At 36.5% G+C, this 15,920-nt stretch carries 13 protein-coding genes and 2 other annotated features; of the genes, 12 read left to right on the top strand and 1 reads right to left on the bottom strand.

Annotation, left to right across the window (positions count from 1 at the left end; translation table 11 throughout):
• Positions 1-232: 232 nt before the first annotated feature.
• Entirely contained in the window at positions 233-1,507 is a 1,275-nt protein-coding gene (gene bcbE, locus NCCP28_RS00740) for a bacillibactin exporter BcbE (RefSeq protein ID WP_248559510.1), read from the bottom strand.
• Between the two features lie 258 nt (positions 1,508-1,765).
• Here bcbE and NCCP28_RS00735 point away from each other — a divergent pair, with 258 nt between their 5' ends.
• The 12 genes from NCCP28_RS00735 (at position 1,766) to NCCP28_RS00680 (ending at position 15,720) form a co-directional block, all read left to right on the top strand.
• A complete protein-coding gene (locus tag NCCP28_RS00735) occupies positions 1,766-2,401 on the top strand; it encodes an MOSC domain-containing protein (RefSeq protein ID WP_248559509.1) in 636 nt (211 codons plus the stop codon).
• A 60-nt stretch (positions 2,402-2,461) separates the two neighbouring features.
• Positions 2,462-2,713 (top strand) — a binding site (T-box leader).
• A gap of 34 nt (positions 2,714-2,747) precedes the next feature.
• Positions 2,748-2,985, top strand: a binding site (T-box leader).
• A 163-nt stretch (positions 2,986-3,148) separates the two neighbouring features.
• Complete coding sequence (trpE, locus tag NCCP28_RS00730; RefSeq protein WP_248560253.1) at positions 3,149-4,552, top strand: anthranilate synthase component I; 1,404 nt, start codon at positions 3,149-3,151, stop codon at positions 4,550-4,552.
• Complete coding sequence (locus NCCP28_RS00725) at positions 4,533-5,120, top strand: anthranilate synthase component II (protein ID WP_248559508.1); 588 nt, start codon at positions 4,533-4,535, stop codon at positions 5,118-5,120. Before trpE ends, NCCP28_RS00725 begins: the two co-directional genes overlap by 20 nt.
• Positions 5,117-6,142 carry an anthranilate phosphoribosyltransferase gene (gene trpD / locus NCCP28_RS00720; RefSeq protein WP_248559507.1) on the top strand — a complete coding sequence of 342 codons (1,026 nt, stop codon included), beginning with the start codon at positions 5,117-5,119 and terminating at the stop codon, positions 6,140-6,142. The genes NCCP28_RS00725 and trpD overlap by 4 nt, the downstream gene beginning before the upstream one ends.
• Positions 6,142-6,921 (top strand): indole-3-glycerol phosphate synthase TrpC, encoded by a 780-nt coding sequence (gene trpC, locus NCCP28_RS00715; protein WP_248559506.1) that lies wholly within the window; start codon positions 6,142-6,144, stop codon positions 6,919-6,921. Before trpD ends, trpC begins: the two co-directional genes overlap by 1 nt.
• Before the next feature lie 12 nt (positions 6,922-6,933).
• On the top strand, positions 6,934-7,545 hold the full coding sequence (locus NCCP28_RS00710) for a phosphoribosylanthranilate isomerase (protein ID WP_248559505.1): 612 nt from the start codon (positions 6,934-6,936) through the stop codon (positions 7,543-7,545).
• A gap of 18 nt (positions 7,546-7,563) precedes the next feature.
• Positions 7,564-8,760: a tryptophan synthase subunit beta gene (trpB, locus tag NCCP28_RS00705; protein WP_248560252.1), complete on the top strand. Its 1,197-nt coding sequence runs from the start codon at positions 7,564-7,566 to the stop codon at positions 8,758-8,760.
• Positions 8,760-9,539: a tryptophan synthase subunit alpha gene (gene trpA, locus NCCP28_RS00700; protein WP_248559504.1), complete on the top strand. Its 780-nt coding sequence runs from the start codon at positions 8,760-8,762 to the stop codon at positions 9,537-9,539. The genes trpB and trpA overlap by 1 nt, the downstream gene beginning before the upstream one ends.
• 169 nt (positions 9,540-9,708) lie before the next feature.
• Entirely contained in the window at positions 9,709-10,209 is a 501-nt protein-coding gene (locus NCCP28_RS00695) for a GNAT family N-acetyltransferase (protein WP_248559503.1), read from the top strand.
• Between the two features lie 89 nt (positions 10,210-10,298).
• Positions 10,299-11,558 (top strand): amidohydrolase, encoded by a 1,260-nt coding sequence (locus tag NCCP28_RS00690; RefSeq protein WP_248559502.1) that lies wholly within the window; start codon positions 10,299-10,301, stop codon positions 11,556-11,558.
• Between the two features lie 195 nt (positions 11,559-11,753).
• Positions 11,754-13,469, top strand: coding sequence for an ABC transporter ATP-binding protein (locus NCCP28_RS00685; protein ID WP_248559501.1), 1,716 nt, complete (start codon positions 11,754-11,756; stop codon positions 13,467-13,469).
• 283 nt (positions 13,470-13,752) lie between these two features.
• Positions 13,753-15,720 carry a methyl-accepting chemotaxis protein gene (locus NCCP28_RS00680; protein ID WP_248559500.1) on the top strand — a complete coding sequence of 656 codons (1,968 nt, stop codon included), beginning with the start codon at positions 13,753-13,755 and terminating at the stop codon, positions 15,718-15,720.
• The last annotated feature ends 200 nt before the right edge of the window (positions 15,721-15,920 follow it).

Here is a 15,920-nt window from a genome sequence, read left to right as displayed (position 1 = left end):
AAAATAAATATTCTTTTAAAAGGTGATATCTTCTGCTGGTACTTTTTTGTATATGGAAAAAAATCTTTAATGCAGCTTATTGCTTATTGTATGGCTATGGTTAAAACAGACAAGAGCCGTAAAAATAAATTATAAACTGAGGCATCTCTTTTGAATGCATAATTCTAATTAGCATAATATAATTAAAACCCCCTCACTTAAATAGATGAAAAAGGGGGGGATGATAATCTAGTCAGCTTGCTGTTTTGCTGTCATGCTTTAAGTGGAAAAATGCGGCAAGTGCTGCAAGCAATGTAATGCCGCTTAAAATATAAAATTGAGTGTGGCTTGCGTGTTTTATCAAAACGGCCATAATAGGTGGTCCAGCAGCAACTCCAATAAACCGCATGGAACTATATATGCTTGTAATAGTGCCCCGCTCTTCTTTTTCAATGCCCTCTGTAATTAATGCATCAAGAGGAGGAAGGCTCGCTCCTATTCCAATCCCGGATAATGTTAAAAAACCGATAACATACCATAAACTATTGTGAAAACTTAAAGCGACTGTACCGATAATAATAGCTATAATGCCGCTGAAAGTAATCCATTTCATCAGCATTTGGTCTTGTTTAATTTTTCTTCCTGCGATAAAAGAAGTAATGCATAGTGCTCCTAATGGAATAGCAAGGAAAAAACCTTTTTTGATGTTTTTAATATGGTACTTCTTTTCTAGAACATCAGATAAATAAAACATTTCTGCAAATAAAACAAACATGACAATAGTTCCAATAAAAAAAATAGCATATAGCCATTTTTTATCTTTATGAATTATCTCTTTCGTGTGTACAATAAATTCTTTAAATGGAAGTGTTTTTTTTGAACTAGTTGGCGCTTTTACAAAAATTAGTATTAAAATGACTGATAAAAGACAGAATACAGGAATTGCCATAAAGGGAATAAACCAGATGAATCCTGCTAGAATGGCGCCTAATATAGGGCTTAGCACCTTGCCGAATGTATTTGCCGTTTCAATAACCCCCAAGGTGCTTGAAACTTCTTCTTCGTTTTTAAACATATCACCAACTAACGGCAGGACAATCGGAAATGCTCCGGCTGCTCCAATGCCTTGCAGTGCTCTTCCAATCAATATAATCCAATAGCTGTCTTTTATTAACCAGGCGGCAATTCCTGCAATCGACCCACCTATGCCAGAAATAATCAAGCTTGGAATAATTACTTTTTTTCGGCCTATATGATCTGATAAGTATCCAGCAACAGGTATTAAAAGAATTGCTAGTATGGAATAAACAGTTATAATCATACTGACTTGAAAAGAAGAGATATTCAGTTTTTTCTCTATAGAGGGCAATACGGGGATAAGCATGCTGTTGCCCAGTGTCATAACCAGTGGTATCGATGATATCGAAAGGATTGACATTTTAGATACTCCGGTTTGTTTCTTTTTTGTTTTATCGGTTGTTTTATTAATAGACATGCCAATCGTCTTTTTATCATTAATATTCTCCATCTTGACTTATCTCCTTAGCGTTCAAAATGTTAACTACATTTAATATGTGCCTTTCCTCTGCAAATTAGTAAAAAAATGTTTTGGGAAAAAGTGTATATGATGATAAAGCAAAAAATACAAAAAGCTAACTAATCATGAGGATATTTTTTTACGAATAAGCATCAACATAAGAAAAGAATTATGGAGGAAAGGGCTTTGACTTTTAATTCATTCATATTAAGATAAAAGATAGGCAAAATAACAGAAAGGGGAATTAATATGGGGAATATTGTTGCGTTAAGCATTGGCCAACCAGAAGATCTTAGTTGGCAGGAAAAAAGGTATATTTCGGCGATTGGAAAAACAGCAAAAAAATCTGCTCAATTGACAGCAGAAAGTTTTGTTGGAGATGGAGTGGCAAATCCAGCCTTTCATGGTGGTCCTGAAAGAGCTGTATGTTTTTACCCTTATGAGCATTATGCAGCTTGGGAAAGGGAGTTTCAAACAGAATTGGCGATTCCTGCATTTGGGGAAAATATTTGTGCAACAGGTTATGTGGAAAAAGAAACATATATAGGGGATGTCTTTTCATTAGGTGAGGCAATTGTGCAAGTGACGCAAGGAAGAATTCCGTGCTCCACTATTTCTAAGTATAACCATATAAATATGTTTTTGAAAAGAATAATGGAGACCTGCTATACTGGCTATTTTTTAAAAGTATTAAAAGAAGGCAGGGTAGATGCAGATTCATCTTTTACTTTATTAGAAAGAAACCAATCAGAAATATCAGTGTGGGATGCAACAAATTTAATGCTTTTAGATAAAAGTAATAAAAAGAAAATCGAACAAGTGCTATTATTGGAAGATTTGGCTATGGATTGGCGCAATCGATTTGAAAAAATGCTGCAAAAATAAAAAAAAAGTTAGATTTTCTTGACTTTTTGCGGAAAAATACATATGATTATAACAACATAGTGATTGGCAGTGACGAAGATTAGTAACTTTTATGGATTCTTAAGAGAGCTGATGGGTGGTGAAAATCAGCGTAGACATAATAGTGAATGGACTTCTGAGCCTCTAAACCGAAACTTTTTTAAGAAGTAGGCTTTAGCGAAAGTCTCGTCGTTACAAGAGACGGAAATATTGCATCATAGATATGCAATCATTTCTTAAAGTGAGCTTATTGTAAGCTAATGAAGGTGGCACCACGGGTTTCTCGTCCTTTTTATAGGAGAGAGCCCTTTTTGTATATAAAAAAATAAAAAAAGCGATGATTAAGAGTAGTATGCTAGTGAGTGTTGTTTTAGAGAGTCGGTGGCTGGTGGGAACCGATACAATCTACTTGCAGAATGGACTTAAGAGTGCGAGCTTGAAATGGAAAGTATGGTTCGCCGGTTTCCGCCGTTAAAGGGAGTAGTATTTATTGCTAGTACTTAAAAAGGGAGAGTGTCTGACACTCTAACATGAGGTGGTACCGCGGTTTTTTAATCGTCCTCTATCTGCATCTTTATTTAGAAGATGTCAGGTAGGGGACTTTTTTTATTCTTAATTTAATTGGCTTTTAACTTTCGCTTCAAAAGGAAGCGAAATCAAGTGGACAGAAACTTATTGAGTAAAAGCCTGATTATTAGTGTTACTTTATTATAAGGAGGAGAAAGTTTGATGCCTACAAAAGCAGATTTATTACTTATTGAAAAAATAGACGGAGACACATTAACTCCAATCAGCATTTATCAACGGATAAAAGGAAAAAAGAAGTTTCTTTTAGAAAGTTCTTTAAAGCATGAAAATTCGGGGAGATATTCGATTATTGGCTCAAATCCCGCCTTTGAGTTAATTGGAAACAGTTCGGTTTCTACCATTATTCGAGGAAATACAACAGAAGTCATCAACGAAAAATCTTTGACTTTGGTAAAAAAACTGCTGCCAAAAAGGCAATTGGAACTGCCATTTGATCTTCCAATAACTGGAGGTGCAATCGGCTATGTTGGTTATGATAATATTAGACAATATGAAGATATCGGACCAGAAGCAAAAGATGAGATTGGCATTCCAGATGTACACTTATTATTTTTTGAAGATTTGATTATTTTTGATCATTTAGAACAAATAATTTATTTAATAGCTACTCCCCTTTCTGATACAACAACGGAAAAAGAATTGCAGGATAAAATAAATAAACGAAAAGAAGAACTAACGATACCATTTGTAGAAGAAAAGGATGAGGTTGCTTTAACTAGTTTTCAGCCGTCTATTACAAAGGAAGCATTTGTAGAAAAAGTGAATAAGGCAAAAGAATATATTAGAAACGGGGATATTTTTCAAGTTGTTCCATCCCAGCGCATGTCGGCAAAAATAGAAGGTTCTCCTTTTTCTTATTACCGCAGCCTGCGAATTAAGAATCAATCGCCATATATGTACTTTTTAGATTTTGATGAATATGCAGTGGTAGGAAGCTCACCGGAAAGTTTGATTAAAGCACATAATGGCAAAGTCATTACTAATCCAATTGCAGGAACAAGGCCAAGAGGTGCAAATGTAGAAGAAGATAGTCATTTAGCAAACGATTTATTGCAAGATGAAAAAGAGTTGGCAGAACATAAAATGCTTGTAGATCTAGCACGTAATGATGTCGGAAAAGTAAGCCATTTTGGTTCCGTAAATGTTGATAAATATTTAAAAGTAGAAAAATATAAACATGTGATGCATTTAGTATCCGAAGTAAGCGGCGATTTAAAAGAAGAATATTCTAGTGTGGATGCACTTGTGTCCTGTTTGCCAGCAGGAACTGTGTCTGGTGCACCGAAAATACGCGCCATGCAAATCATCAATGAGCTGGAGGGCGTAAAAAGAGGTATTTATTCAGGAGCAGTTGGCTATTTTTCTAAAAACGGCAATATGGATTTTGCTTTAGCAATAAGAACCATGGTGATTAAAGGAGAAACGGCATATATCCAAGCAGGTGCAGGCATTGTGTATGATTCTGTGCCAGAAAAGGAATATGAGGAAACCATTCATAAACTAAAAGTATTTTTGGAGGGTCAACATGATTTTATTAATCGATAACTATGATTCTTTTACGTATAACTTATTTCAGTATTTAGGAGAATTGGGAGAAGAAGTGAAAGTTATCCGCAATGATAAAATTTCCATTGAGGAGATACAAGCGCTGAATCCAGATCGAATTGTTTTATCTCCTGGTCCTGGAAGACCAGAAAATGCTGGAATACTGATTGCGCTTATCCAACAATTATATAAAAAATTTCCAATACTTGGAATATGTTTAGGCCATCAAGGAATTGGCTACGCATTTGGTGCCGAGATAATAAAAGCAGAAAGTATTATGCATGGAAAAACATCCTTTTTAGCAGCAAAGCAATCTTCGGTTTTTGAAGGATTAGAAGAGCCGATTGAAGTGATGCGATATCATTCTCTTGTAATTAAAAATGGCACATTGCCAGAAGAATTTACCATATTGGCCCATTCTAGTGATGATCAAGAAATTATGGCTATTAAGCATAAAAAATTTCCTCTTTATGGATTTCAATTTCATCCAGAATCGGTTGGTACAGGGTATGGTAAACAATTAATTGCGAACTTTATAAAAGAAACAAGAAAGGAAGTAATCAAATGAAAGCATATTTACAGAAGTTATTGCAAAACCAATCATTAACAGAAGAAGAAATGATTATTGCTGCAAGACAGTTATTTTCTGACACAATATCTGACAGTGAAATTGCTTCCTTTATTACTGCTTTAAAAATGAAGGGAGAGACAGTCGATGAAATGGTCGGCATCGTCAAAGCTGTTAGAGAACAAACCCTTCCATTTCAAAATAGCATGCCAGGCTGCATTGATAATTGTGGCACAGGAGGAGATGGTTCGCAAAGCTTTAATGTTTCCAGTACTTCTGCATTCGTGATGGCAGGTGCAGGAATACCAGTTGCAAAACATGGAAACAGAAGCATCTCGAGTAAAACAGGAAGTGCCGATGTTTTGGAAACACTGGGCATTAAATTAAACATTACACCAGAGCAAAATGAAGAACAGTTAGAAAGTGTCGGCATTACTTTTTTATTTGCACAACATGTTCAGCCGAAAATGGGGAGAATTACGAAAGTTCGCAGAGAGTTGGGAATTCCAACCATCTTTAATTTAATTGGCCCATTAACTAATCCAATCAATTTAGATTCTCAAGTGCTTGGGATCTACCGAAAAGATTTTACCGAGCCTTTTGCAGAAGTACTGAAAAAATTAGGAAGAAAAAGAGCGGTTGTGTTAAATGGTGCAGGCAGCATGGATGAAGCTAGTTTGCAAGGAGAAAATGAATTGGTTATTTTAGAAAATGGCAGCATTCGTAAAGTAATGCTTCACCCTTTTGATGTAAATCTTCCTGTTTATTCAAATGAGGAAATTCGAGGTGGGGACGCAAAAGAAAATGCTGAAATTCTATTAAATGTATTAAAAGGACAAAAAGGGGCTTACCGAGATACCGTATTATTAAATGCAGGAATCGGCATTTATGCAGCAGGGCGGGCAGAAACAATTGCAGAAGGAGTCCAATTAGCCGCTGAAAGTATTGATACGGGTGCAGCGTATCGCAAATTGCAGCAATTGGTTGAAAAAAGTGGAAAATTGCAGAAAGCAGGGATATAATGGGAACAATATTGGATAAAATTATTGCTGAAAAACATTCTGTTGTGGAAGAATTAAAAACTAGAAAAGAAGAATTGGAGACTTCTGTGCAAAAGAAACAAAAATACTCTTTTCTAAATACATTGAAAAATGCCAATACTCTTTCTATTATTGCGGAATTTAAGCGGGCTTCGCCTTCAAAAGGGGAGATTAATAGCAAATTAGACCCAGCTAAACAAGGGGGAGATTACCAGCAGTTCGGAGCAGATGCTATATCTGTTTTAACAGATACTCCTTTTTTTAAAGGAACATTCGAAGATTTAACAAAAGTCCGTTCCGCTGTAGAACTGCCAATTTTATGCAAAGACTTTATTATTGATCCTATTCAAATTGATTTTGCCAAACATTATGGCGCCAATTTAATTTTATTGATTGTGGCAGCATTGGATGATGAAACGTTAAAAAATCTGTATGATTATGCAATAGGAAAAGACTTGGAAGTTCTTGTGGAGGTGCATGATGAAGCGGAAGCAGAACGCGCCATCGCCCTTGGCGCTTCATTGATTGGCGTAAATAACCGGAATTTAAAAACATTTGAAGTAACATTGGATACAACGGAGCGATTGGCGCCGATGATTAAAAAAAGTGGCAGCTTTTTAGTAAGCGAAAGCGGCATTGCAACAGCAGACGATATTAGAAGAGTAGCAGAAGCAGGAGCCAATGCCATTTTAGTAGGAGAAACATTTATGAGAAGCGGAAACTTAGAAGAAACATTAAAACAAATGAAAGTTTCTATTTAAGGTAGTGAAGATATGGGTGCAAAAATATGTGGCATTACAACAAAAGAGGCAGCACAATGTGCATTGGAAAATGGGGCAAAAGCAGTAGGATTTGTTTTTGCCAAAAGCAAACGCAAAATAAGTGCGGAAGATGCAAAGGCAATTATTAAAGAGCTTCCTAAAGACATCTGGAAAGTAGGCGTGTTTGTGAATGAATCAAAGGAAAAAATTGATGAAATCACAAACAGTTCTGGCATTAATGTTATTCAGCTTCATGGGGATGAATCCAATGAATTTGCTGCCCAGTTTTCTTTGCCGGTTATTAAAGCATTCAGCATTCAATCAGAAGAAGACCTGAAAGCAGCGGCTGCATTTGAATGTGATTATGTATTATTGGATAGCCCAAGAGAAACATATCATGGCGGCAATGGAAAAACCTTTGATTGGACGATATTAAAAGACTATGATTTTAAAGGAAAAAAAGTCATCCTTGCCGGAGGATTAAATACTGATAATATTAAAGAAGCATTAGAAATGGTTCAGCCTGATTTAGTGGATGTTTCCAGTGGAGTGGAAACAGACGGGAAAAAAGATTTAAAGAAAATACGTGATTTTTTATCAATTGCGAATCTACATAAGCAATAGGAGGAAATAAAGATGACAATCAATTATTCTTTTCCAGACAGCAAAGGCCATTTTGGCGTATATGGGGGAAGATATATTCCCGAAACATTAATGCATGCCGTTTTGGAGCTGGAAAAAGGCTATAAAAAAGCAATCGCAGATCCAGCATTTCAACAAGAGTTGGACTATTTGCTGAAAGATTATGTTGGCAGAGAAACGCCCCTTTATTATGCCGAGAATTTAACCAAACACTTAAATGGTGCAAAAATCTACTTGAAAAGAGAAGATCTTAACCATACTGGTGCACATAAAATCAATAACTCGTTAGGTCAAGCATTGCTTGCGAAGAGAATGGGCAAAAAGAAAGTGGTTGCAGAAACAGGCGCAGGCCAGCACGGTGTTGCAACAGCGACAGCATGTGCCCTTTTAAATTTAGAATGCACGGTATTTATGGGAGAAGAGGATATTCGCCGACAAAAACTAAATGTATTCCGTATGGAATTGTTAGGAGCAAAAGTAGTAAGTGTGACATCAGGAAGCGCGACATTAAAGGATGCGTGCAATGAAGCGCTGCGCTACTGGGTGACAAATGTAATGGATACTCATTATATTTTAGGTTCAGTGACTGGGCCCCATCCATTTCCAATGATGGTTCGTGACTTTCAAAGTGTAATCGGCAAAGAAACAAAAGAGCAATATAAAGAAAAAGAACAAAAATTGCCGGATGCCGTCATTGCTTGCATTGGGGGAGGCAGCAATGCAATGGGCATGTTTTATCCTTTTATTGAAGATGAAGTGGTAAAGCTGTATGGAATAGAGGCATCAGGGCATGGCCTTCATACAGAAAAGCATGCAGCAAGCTTAACGAAAGGAAAACCTGGCGTGCTTCACGGAGCTTATATGTATTTGCTGCAAGATGAAGATGGCCAGGTGCAAGAGGCTCATTCTATTTCTGCAGGCCTTGATTATCCAGGTGTTGGGCCAGAACATAGCCATTTGCATGATATTGGCCGTGTCCAGTATGAATCGGTAACAGATGATGAAGCATTTGAGGCACTGCAATTATTATGCAAATTGGAAGGGATTATTCCAGCATTAGAAAGTTCTCATGCGATAGCTCATGTACTGAAATTAGCGCCGACAATGAAAAAAGAAGAAGGAATTGTCGTTTGTTTATCAGGCAGAGGCGATAAAGATGTCAATACAGTAATGGAGAAAATGGGAGTGAATAACTAATGGCGACAATTGCAGAAGCATTTGCAAAAGTAAAGGAAAATGGGGATAAAGGATTTGTGCCGTATATTATGGCTGGAGATGGCGGATTAGAGACTTTAGAAAAAAAAATTAAGTTTTTGGAAGAGTCTGGTGCAACAGCAATTGAAGTCGGCATTCCTTTTTCTGATCCTGTTGCAGATGGACCGATTATTCAAGCAGCGGGAATACGTGCATTAAAAGCAGGAACGACGTTAAATAAAGTATTTAATACGATTATTTCTTTCCGAAAAGAAACATCGATCCCATTAGTATTTATGACCTATATTAATCCAATTCTGTCCTACGGAGTAGAGGCGTTTTTTCAAAGCTGTAAAGAGGCGAATATCAACGGTTTAATTGTGCCGGATATGCCGATGGAAGAAGAAGAAATTCTGCTTGCTGCTGCAGCTAAACATGATGTGGAATTAATTCGTCTAGTAACCTTAACAAGCCCAATGGAAAGAATTGCGACGATTGCCAATAAAGGAAACGGCTTTTTGTATGCTGTAACGGTAACTGGAATAACAGGAGCAAGAACCACTTTCCAAGAACATTTAGGTCCACATTTATTAAAAGTGAAAGAAATAAGTCCTATTCCAGTTCTGGCAGGATTCGGCATCTCTACACCAGAACATGTCAAAAACATGACACAGTACTGCGACGGTGTTATCGTGGGCAGTAAAATAGTGGAGCTTTTTGATCAAAACGATCTCGAAGGAATCAAAGCTTTAATAAATGCGACGAAAAAAGTAGCCAATTAATAATGGTGAGAAGAAAAAAGCGCAAGAGCTTAAATCTTGCGTTTTTTTGCATTAAAAAAATTTACTGAAGGAGAAGGGATGAAACGAAGAGTTATGGAATTACAATATAGAGATAGAGTTTAGCTGCATGTGCTGCAGCTTGAATCAACAAGATAAGTGTGGTGGAAACATGTACATAAGATTATTGACAGCAAAAGATGCCAAATTATATTGGCAATTGCGACTAAAAACACTAAAACAAAATCCGCATGCTTTTTTGCTTACTGTTGCGGAAGAAGAAAATAAACTGCAGCCTGTAAAAAAGACGGCACAGCAGTTAAAAGATCAAACTAGAATAACATTAGGGGCATTTGATCAAAACAGATTGGTTGGTTCAATTACATTGCAAAGAGAAGTATTTGAAAAAATTAAACATAAGGGCAGTGTATTGTCTTTTTTTGTGGAAAATGATTATCGAGGTAAGGGAATAGGCAAAGCTTTATTAAAAAAAGTTATTTCGATTGCCCAAAACTATGAAATAGAACAACTTCTTCTTACTGTAGTCGCTCAAAATATGGATGCTGTCCACTTATATGAAGGAATTGGCTTTACTGTTATGGGGCTAGAAAAAAAAGCATTAAAGTATAAAAATATTTATTATGATGAAAAACATATGGTTTTGTATTTATGACAAATGATGGTTTATTGAATTTAAAAAATTTAAAAAATTTAAATTATGGTAAAATAGAGAGAAAGGATTGCAAAAAAGGAGCAATTAATGTGAATGTAATTGAACAAAGAAGGGATTTCCATCGTCATCCCGAACAAGGTTTTCTTGAATTTCGCACTGCTTCCATTGTCGCACAAACATTAAAAAAACTAGGATTTGAAGTGCTTTGCGGCAAAGAAGCAATGGTGCCAGAAGCTCGTTTTGGCGTTCCAAAAGAGGAGCAATTAACAAAAGCCTATCATCAAGCATTGAATCAGGGGGCAGATCCTTTGCTGCTTACAAGGATGCAAGGTGGAAATACTGCTGTTGTTGGCATTTGGAGAGGAGGGGGGCAGAGGTCTCCCATCGCTTTTCGTTTTGATATGGATGCACTGCCAATAAAAGAAAGTGAAGAGGAAGATCATTTGCCATTTAAAGAAGGCTATGCTTCTTGTATGGCAGGATCTATGCATGCATGTGGCCATGATGGCCATACCGCAATAGGTTTGGCATTCGCCGAAAAAATAGCAGAAGCTGCTCCATCTCAAATCATTAAGCTGATTTTTCAGCCTGCAGAAGAAGGCGGACGCGGCGCTGTATCAATGGTAGAAAAAGGGATATTAGATGATGTCCGTCATCTATTTTGCCTTCATTTAGGCTTAAACCTTCCATTGGGTGAAGTGCACGGTGGCATCAGCAATTTTTTGGCGACATCTAAATTAAAAGCGATATTTAAAGGAATTCCTTCCCATGCTGGCGCTTCTCCTGAAAAAGGAGCGAATGCATTATTGGCAGCTTCTACTGCTTTGTTGAATATTCATGCTCTGCCTCGGTTTAGCGGGGGAAAAACGAGAATAAATGTAGGCGTATTAGAAGGAGGAACTGCTGCCAATATTATTCCAGCTCATGCAGAAATGATTTTGGAAACAAGAGCTGAAAGCTGGGAAGTGAATGAAGAGCTAAAAAAAAGGGTAGAAAACATCATTGCAGGAAGCGGTGCCATGCATGGTGTACAAACAAATATCGAAGTAATTGGCAAAGCGACAACGGCAGCTTCTGATTCTGAACTAATGGAATTGGTGATTGAAGAGGCAAAAAAAGTTCCAGGATTTACAAAGTTTGAGCTGGAAAGCAAAAGCAATCTAGGCAGTGAAGACGCCACTTTTATGATGCGCCGGGTACAAGAACGTGGAGGAAAAGCAACCTATATGATTATCGGTTCCCCACTTCCTGCTCCACATCATCATCATTGTTTTGATATAGATGAACAAGTGCTGCCGATGAGTGTAGTATTGTTAACTAGAATTGCAAAAAGCGTTTTAAATCACTAATAGACAAAAAAACGATGGAGATATATTTCTTCATTGTTTTTTTGTCGGGAAACTATTTCGGTTTGAAAAATAAATTTCTTGAATAATAGCTGTTTAACATCTATAATCAATAATGATTCTCATAAACAATTCTAGTATGCAACATTTTGGGGGAGTGAATAGGATCTTAAAATAAAAAATATAAGGGAGATTTTTATGATTAAGCGATTTTTCACCTATTATTTGCCACATAAAAAATTATTTATACTAGATTTCTCGAGTGCCGTTGTTGTAGCCATATTAGAGTTGGCATTTCCTTTGGCTGTTTCTTGGTTTATAGACTCATTATTGCCTGAGGGCAATTGGAGCTCGATTGTATCTGTAAGTTTTGGTTTATTGGCATTATATTTAGTCAGTACATATTTGCAGTATATCGTTAACTACTGGGGCCATAAATTAGGGATTAATATTGAAACAGATATGCGTGCCCAACTGTTTAACCATGTTCAAAGGCAATCATTTCGTTTTTTTGACAATACAAAAACAGGCCATATTATGAGCCGCATTACCAACGATTTATTTGATATCGGCGAATTGGCTCACCATGGACCTGAAGACTTATTTATTGCCATTATGACATTTGTCGGCGCTTTTTGGATCATGCTTACAATCAATGTGAAACTTGCACTTATCATTATATTCATAGTTCCAATTTTGGTTTGGCTAATTACGTATTGCAATAAAAGCATGCATAGAGCATGGAAGAATATGTATGGTGATATTGCCGATGTAAATGCTCGTGTGGAAGACAGTGTATCAGGTGTTCGCGTTGTGCAATCTTTTACCAATGAAGAGTTTGAAATGTCCCGGTTTTCGGTTAACAATAAACGTTTCCGCAAAGCAAAAGTTGGGGCCTATAAAATAATGTCTCTTACTTCTTCTTCTGTTTATATGCTTATGCGTTTTTTTACACTAATTGTACTCGTGTATGGTGCTTGGCTTACTTTTAATAATCAACTAACAGGCGGAGCGCTTGTTGCTTTTATCTTATATGTGAATGTATTGCAAAAACCGATTGATAAAATTAGTACATTATTAGAGCTATATCCGAAAGGAATGGCAGGATTTAAGCGTTTCTTAGAATTAATTGATACAGAACCAGATATTAAAGATGCAGAAAATGCAATTGATGTACCAAATCTTCGCGGAGATATCCAATTAAAAAATGTCGATTTTAGCTATGAAAATAATCGTCCTGTTTTAGAGAATATTAATCTCTCCATACGTGCCGGAGAAACAATTGCCTTTGTAGGGCCATCTGGAGCAGGAAAAACAACGATTACGTCATTGATTCCTCGTTTTTATGATGTAAAAGGTGGAAGCATCACAATTGATGGAATCGATATTCGCGAGATGACAACTTCTTCCTTGCGTTCCCAAATTGGCATTGTTCAGCAAGATGTTTTTTTATTTACAGGAACACTTAAAGAAAATATTGCTTATGGAAAATTAGATGCGACGGATGAAGAAATACATCAAGCAGTAAAACGTGCGCATTTGGAAGATTTAATCCGCAAGCTTCCAGATGGATATGAAACGCAAATTGGCGAGAGGGGCTTAAAACTTTCAGGGGGGCAGAAACAGCGCCTTGCCATTGCTCGTATGTTTTTGAAAAATCCGCCAATATTAATATTGGATGAAGCAACCTCTGCGCTGGATACAGAAACAGAATTAATTATTCAAAACTCATTAAATGAGCTTGCAGAAAACCGTACGACACTAGTGATTGCCCACCGCCTTGCAACGATTCGCAATGCAGACCGCATCGTAGTGGTAACGGAAGATGGAATTGCAGAGGAAGGACGTCATGAGGAGTTACTGGAACAAGACGGCATTTTTGCTAACCTTCATCGTGTTCAATATCAGCAATAAAATAAAACTAGCAATTAATGGGGATTTTTAATGTCCATTAATCTGAGATAAAAAGGACGAAAACAGGTATAAACTGTTTCCGTCCTTTTTTATTTTTATAAGAGCAGCATAAGATATACCGTATCTCCTGAATATAATTCATTAAAAAAAGAGGCGCATTCTTATTTTTTTGAAAATTCCGCCTGTTGAATGATGACTAATCGTTTATTCAGATAAACAAGGTTCTGCCGATATTAAGGGTAAGGACAAAAATATTAAGTTTTTGCATTGCGGGAGGATTTAGATGAAAAAGAAACGGGCACTCTTAACAATTAAAAAAAAATTATTGGCTGCTTTTTTGCTGCTTGCACTTGTTCCTGCTATTTTTATAGGAACAATGTCCTATTTGAATGGAACAAAAGCAGTAGAAAATCAAATTGATTATGCTGCAACAGAAAGCATTAAATTGCTTGATCAGTATATTACCGATACAGTAGAACCAAAAGTAAAAGATGCAGATTATTTTGCAGAAACAATTTCAAAGCAAAATATACAAATAAATGAGGGATCAGAATTAAGAAAAAGACTGGAAGAATATGCATCCATTCATCCAGAAAATGCAAGTGTTTTTCTTGGGACTACAGAAGGGGCAATGGTGCAGTATCCAAAGAAGGAACTTCCGGAAGGATACGACCCAAGAGATAGAGACTGGTATAAAAATGCGGAAAATAAGAGCAATACGGTTATTTCAGATGCCTATTTGTCAGCATCAGGAGACCATGTTGTCACGATTTCAAAAAAACTAAAAGATGGATCTGGTGTTATAGGAATTAATTTAACAGTCGATACGATTAATCAAGTAACAAGAGAAGTTAATATAGGAAAAGAGGGCTATGCAGCGCTTTTAGGCAAAGAAATGAATTATATTTCCCATCCGACCATTGATCCTGGAACAATAGCCAAAGAGGATTTTCTGAAAAAAATATATGTAGACGATGAGGGGAAATTTTCTTATCAATATAAAGATCAAGATAAAAAAATGGTTTATCTGACCAATAAATTAACTGGTTGGAAGGTCATGGGCACTATGTACAAAAATGAAATAGTGCAAGCATCGGATAATTTAATAAAAATAATCATTGTAATCGAGATTCTTACTATCATGGTAGGAGTGAGTGTAGCGTTTTATGTCACACGTTTGATAACAAAACCATTAAATGATCTAAAGACCAGCGCAAATATTATTAGTCAAGGAAATCTAACAGAAGCAATAAAAATTAAGTCTCAAGATGAAATAGGAGAGTTAGGCGATGCTTTTCAAAATATGAACGAAAACCTGCGCCAGTTAATTATTCAAGTAGATGAAAATACAGAGCAAGTGGCAACGGCATCTGAGGAATTATCAGCAGCATCTGAACAAACAAGAGCAGCTACAGAATATGTAGGAGCATCTATTCAAGATATTGCATTTGATGCGGAAAAACAAACAAGTGCAATAGATAATACAGTACTTGCAATTGAAGAAATCGCCAAAGGCGTCAAGAAAATTTCCTTTAATACGGAAAGTGTAAATAAGCAAGCAAACAATACTGCTTTTCATGCAGAAGAAGGGGAATCATTTGTCAAAAGAAATGTGGAGCAAATGAATACGATTTATGCACATGTAAATGAATCGGATCAGATGATTCAAGAACTAAACGATCGTTCTAGCAAAATAAATGAGATTATTACAGTCATCAGTCAAATTGCAGAACAAACGAATTTATTAGCATTAAATGCAGCAATTGAAGCAGCTAGAGCTGGAGAGCAAGGAAAAGGGTTTGCTGTGGTCGCTGATGAAGTTCGAAAACTGGCGGAACAATCACAGTCATCAGCAAAACAAATAACAGATCTTGTACAAGAAATTCAACTGCAAACAGAGCAATCTGCTGAAAAAATGAATAAAGCGGCTAAAAGTGTCGGGACAGGCATTCAAATATCCAATGATACGATTATAAAATTTAATGAAATTTTAAAAGGAGTAAAAAGCATTGCACCACAAATTGCTGAAATTTCTACTACTGTAAAAGTAGTTTCTGAGGAAGTTTCTGCGGTCAGCTCTACAACAAATGAACTTGCAGATATTGCGAAAAAAAATGCTGCTGCATCGGATGCTGTTGCCGCCAGCACTCAGGAGCAAATTGCATCACTAGAAGAAGTGAATGCTTCTGCAAAAGCTCTTGCTGACAGCTCAGAAGAATTGCAAGGGATAATTAGGCGATTTACTGTGTGAAAAAATAAAGTAATGGAAGAAGGTCTATTTTCCCCGATCTTTATTTCGATTTATCCTTATTAAGGCATTAGTATATGCTAGGAGAAACACAATAAAAATAATGCCTACAAAAGAAAATGCCGAAAGTATAAAATCCATTGTTACCACACCTTTCTATTATTATCAGTATAACCAAAAAATGCTAGCAATAGTACTTGTTT

Source organism: Niallia sp. NCCP-28 (assembly GCF_023168165.1).
Classification (GTDB): Bacteria; Bacillota; Bacilli; order Bacillales; family Cytobacillaceae; genus Niallia.
Note: the sequence above shows the minus strand (reverse complement) of the source record. Positions and strands in the feature narration are given on the sequence as shown.

Coding starts and splice junctions, on each gene's coding strand:
- NCCP28_RS00710 (WP_248559505.1), top strand. CDS start 6,934: ATGGGTGCAAAAATATGTGGCATTACAACAAAAGAGGCAGCACAATGT.
- NCCP28_RS00735 (WP_248559509.1), top strand. CDS start 1,766: ATGGGGAATATTGTTGCGTTAAGCATTGGCCAACCAGAAGATCTTAGT.
- trpC (WP_248559506.1), top strand. CDS start 6,142: ATGGGAACAATATTGGATAAAATTATTGCTGAAAAACATTCTGTTGTG.
- NCCP28_RS00695 (WP_248559503.1), top strand. CDS start 9,709: ATGTACATAAGATTATTGACAGCAAAAGATGCCAAATTATATTGGCAA.
- NCCP28_RS00725 (WP_248559508.1), top strand. CDS start 4,533: ATGATTTTATTAATCGATAACTATGATTCTTTTACGTATAACTTATTT.
- NCCP28_RS00685 (WP_248559501.1), top strand. CDS start 11,754: ATGATTAAGCGATTTTTCACCTATTATTTGCCACATAAAAAATTATTT.
- trpD (WP_248559507.1), top strand. CDS start 5,117: ATGAAAGCATATTTACAGAAGTTATTGCAAAACCAATCATTAACAGAA.
- NCCP28_RS00680 (WP_248559500.1), top strand. CDS start 13,753: ATGAAAAAGAAACGGGCACTCTTAACAATTAAAAAAAAATTATTGGCT.
- trpA (WP_248559504.1), top strand. CDS start 8,760: ATGGCGACAATTGCAGAAGCATTTGCAAAAGTAAAGGAAAATGGGGAT.
- bcbE (WP_248559510.1), bottom strand. CDS start 1,507: ATGGAGAATATTAATGATAAAAAGACGATTGGCATGTCTATTAATAAA.
- trpE (WP_248560253.1), top strand. CDS start 3,149: ATGCCTACAAAAGCAGATTTATTACTTATTGAAAAAATAGACGGAGAC.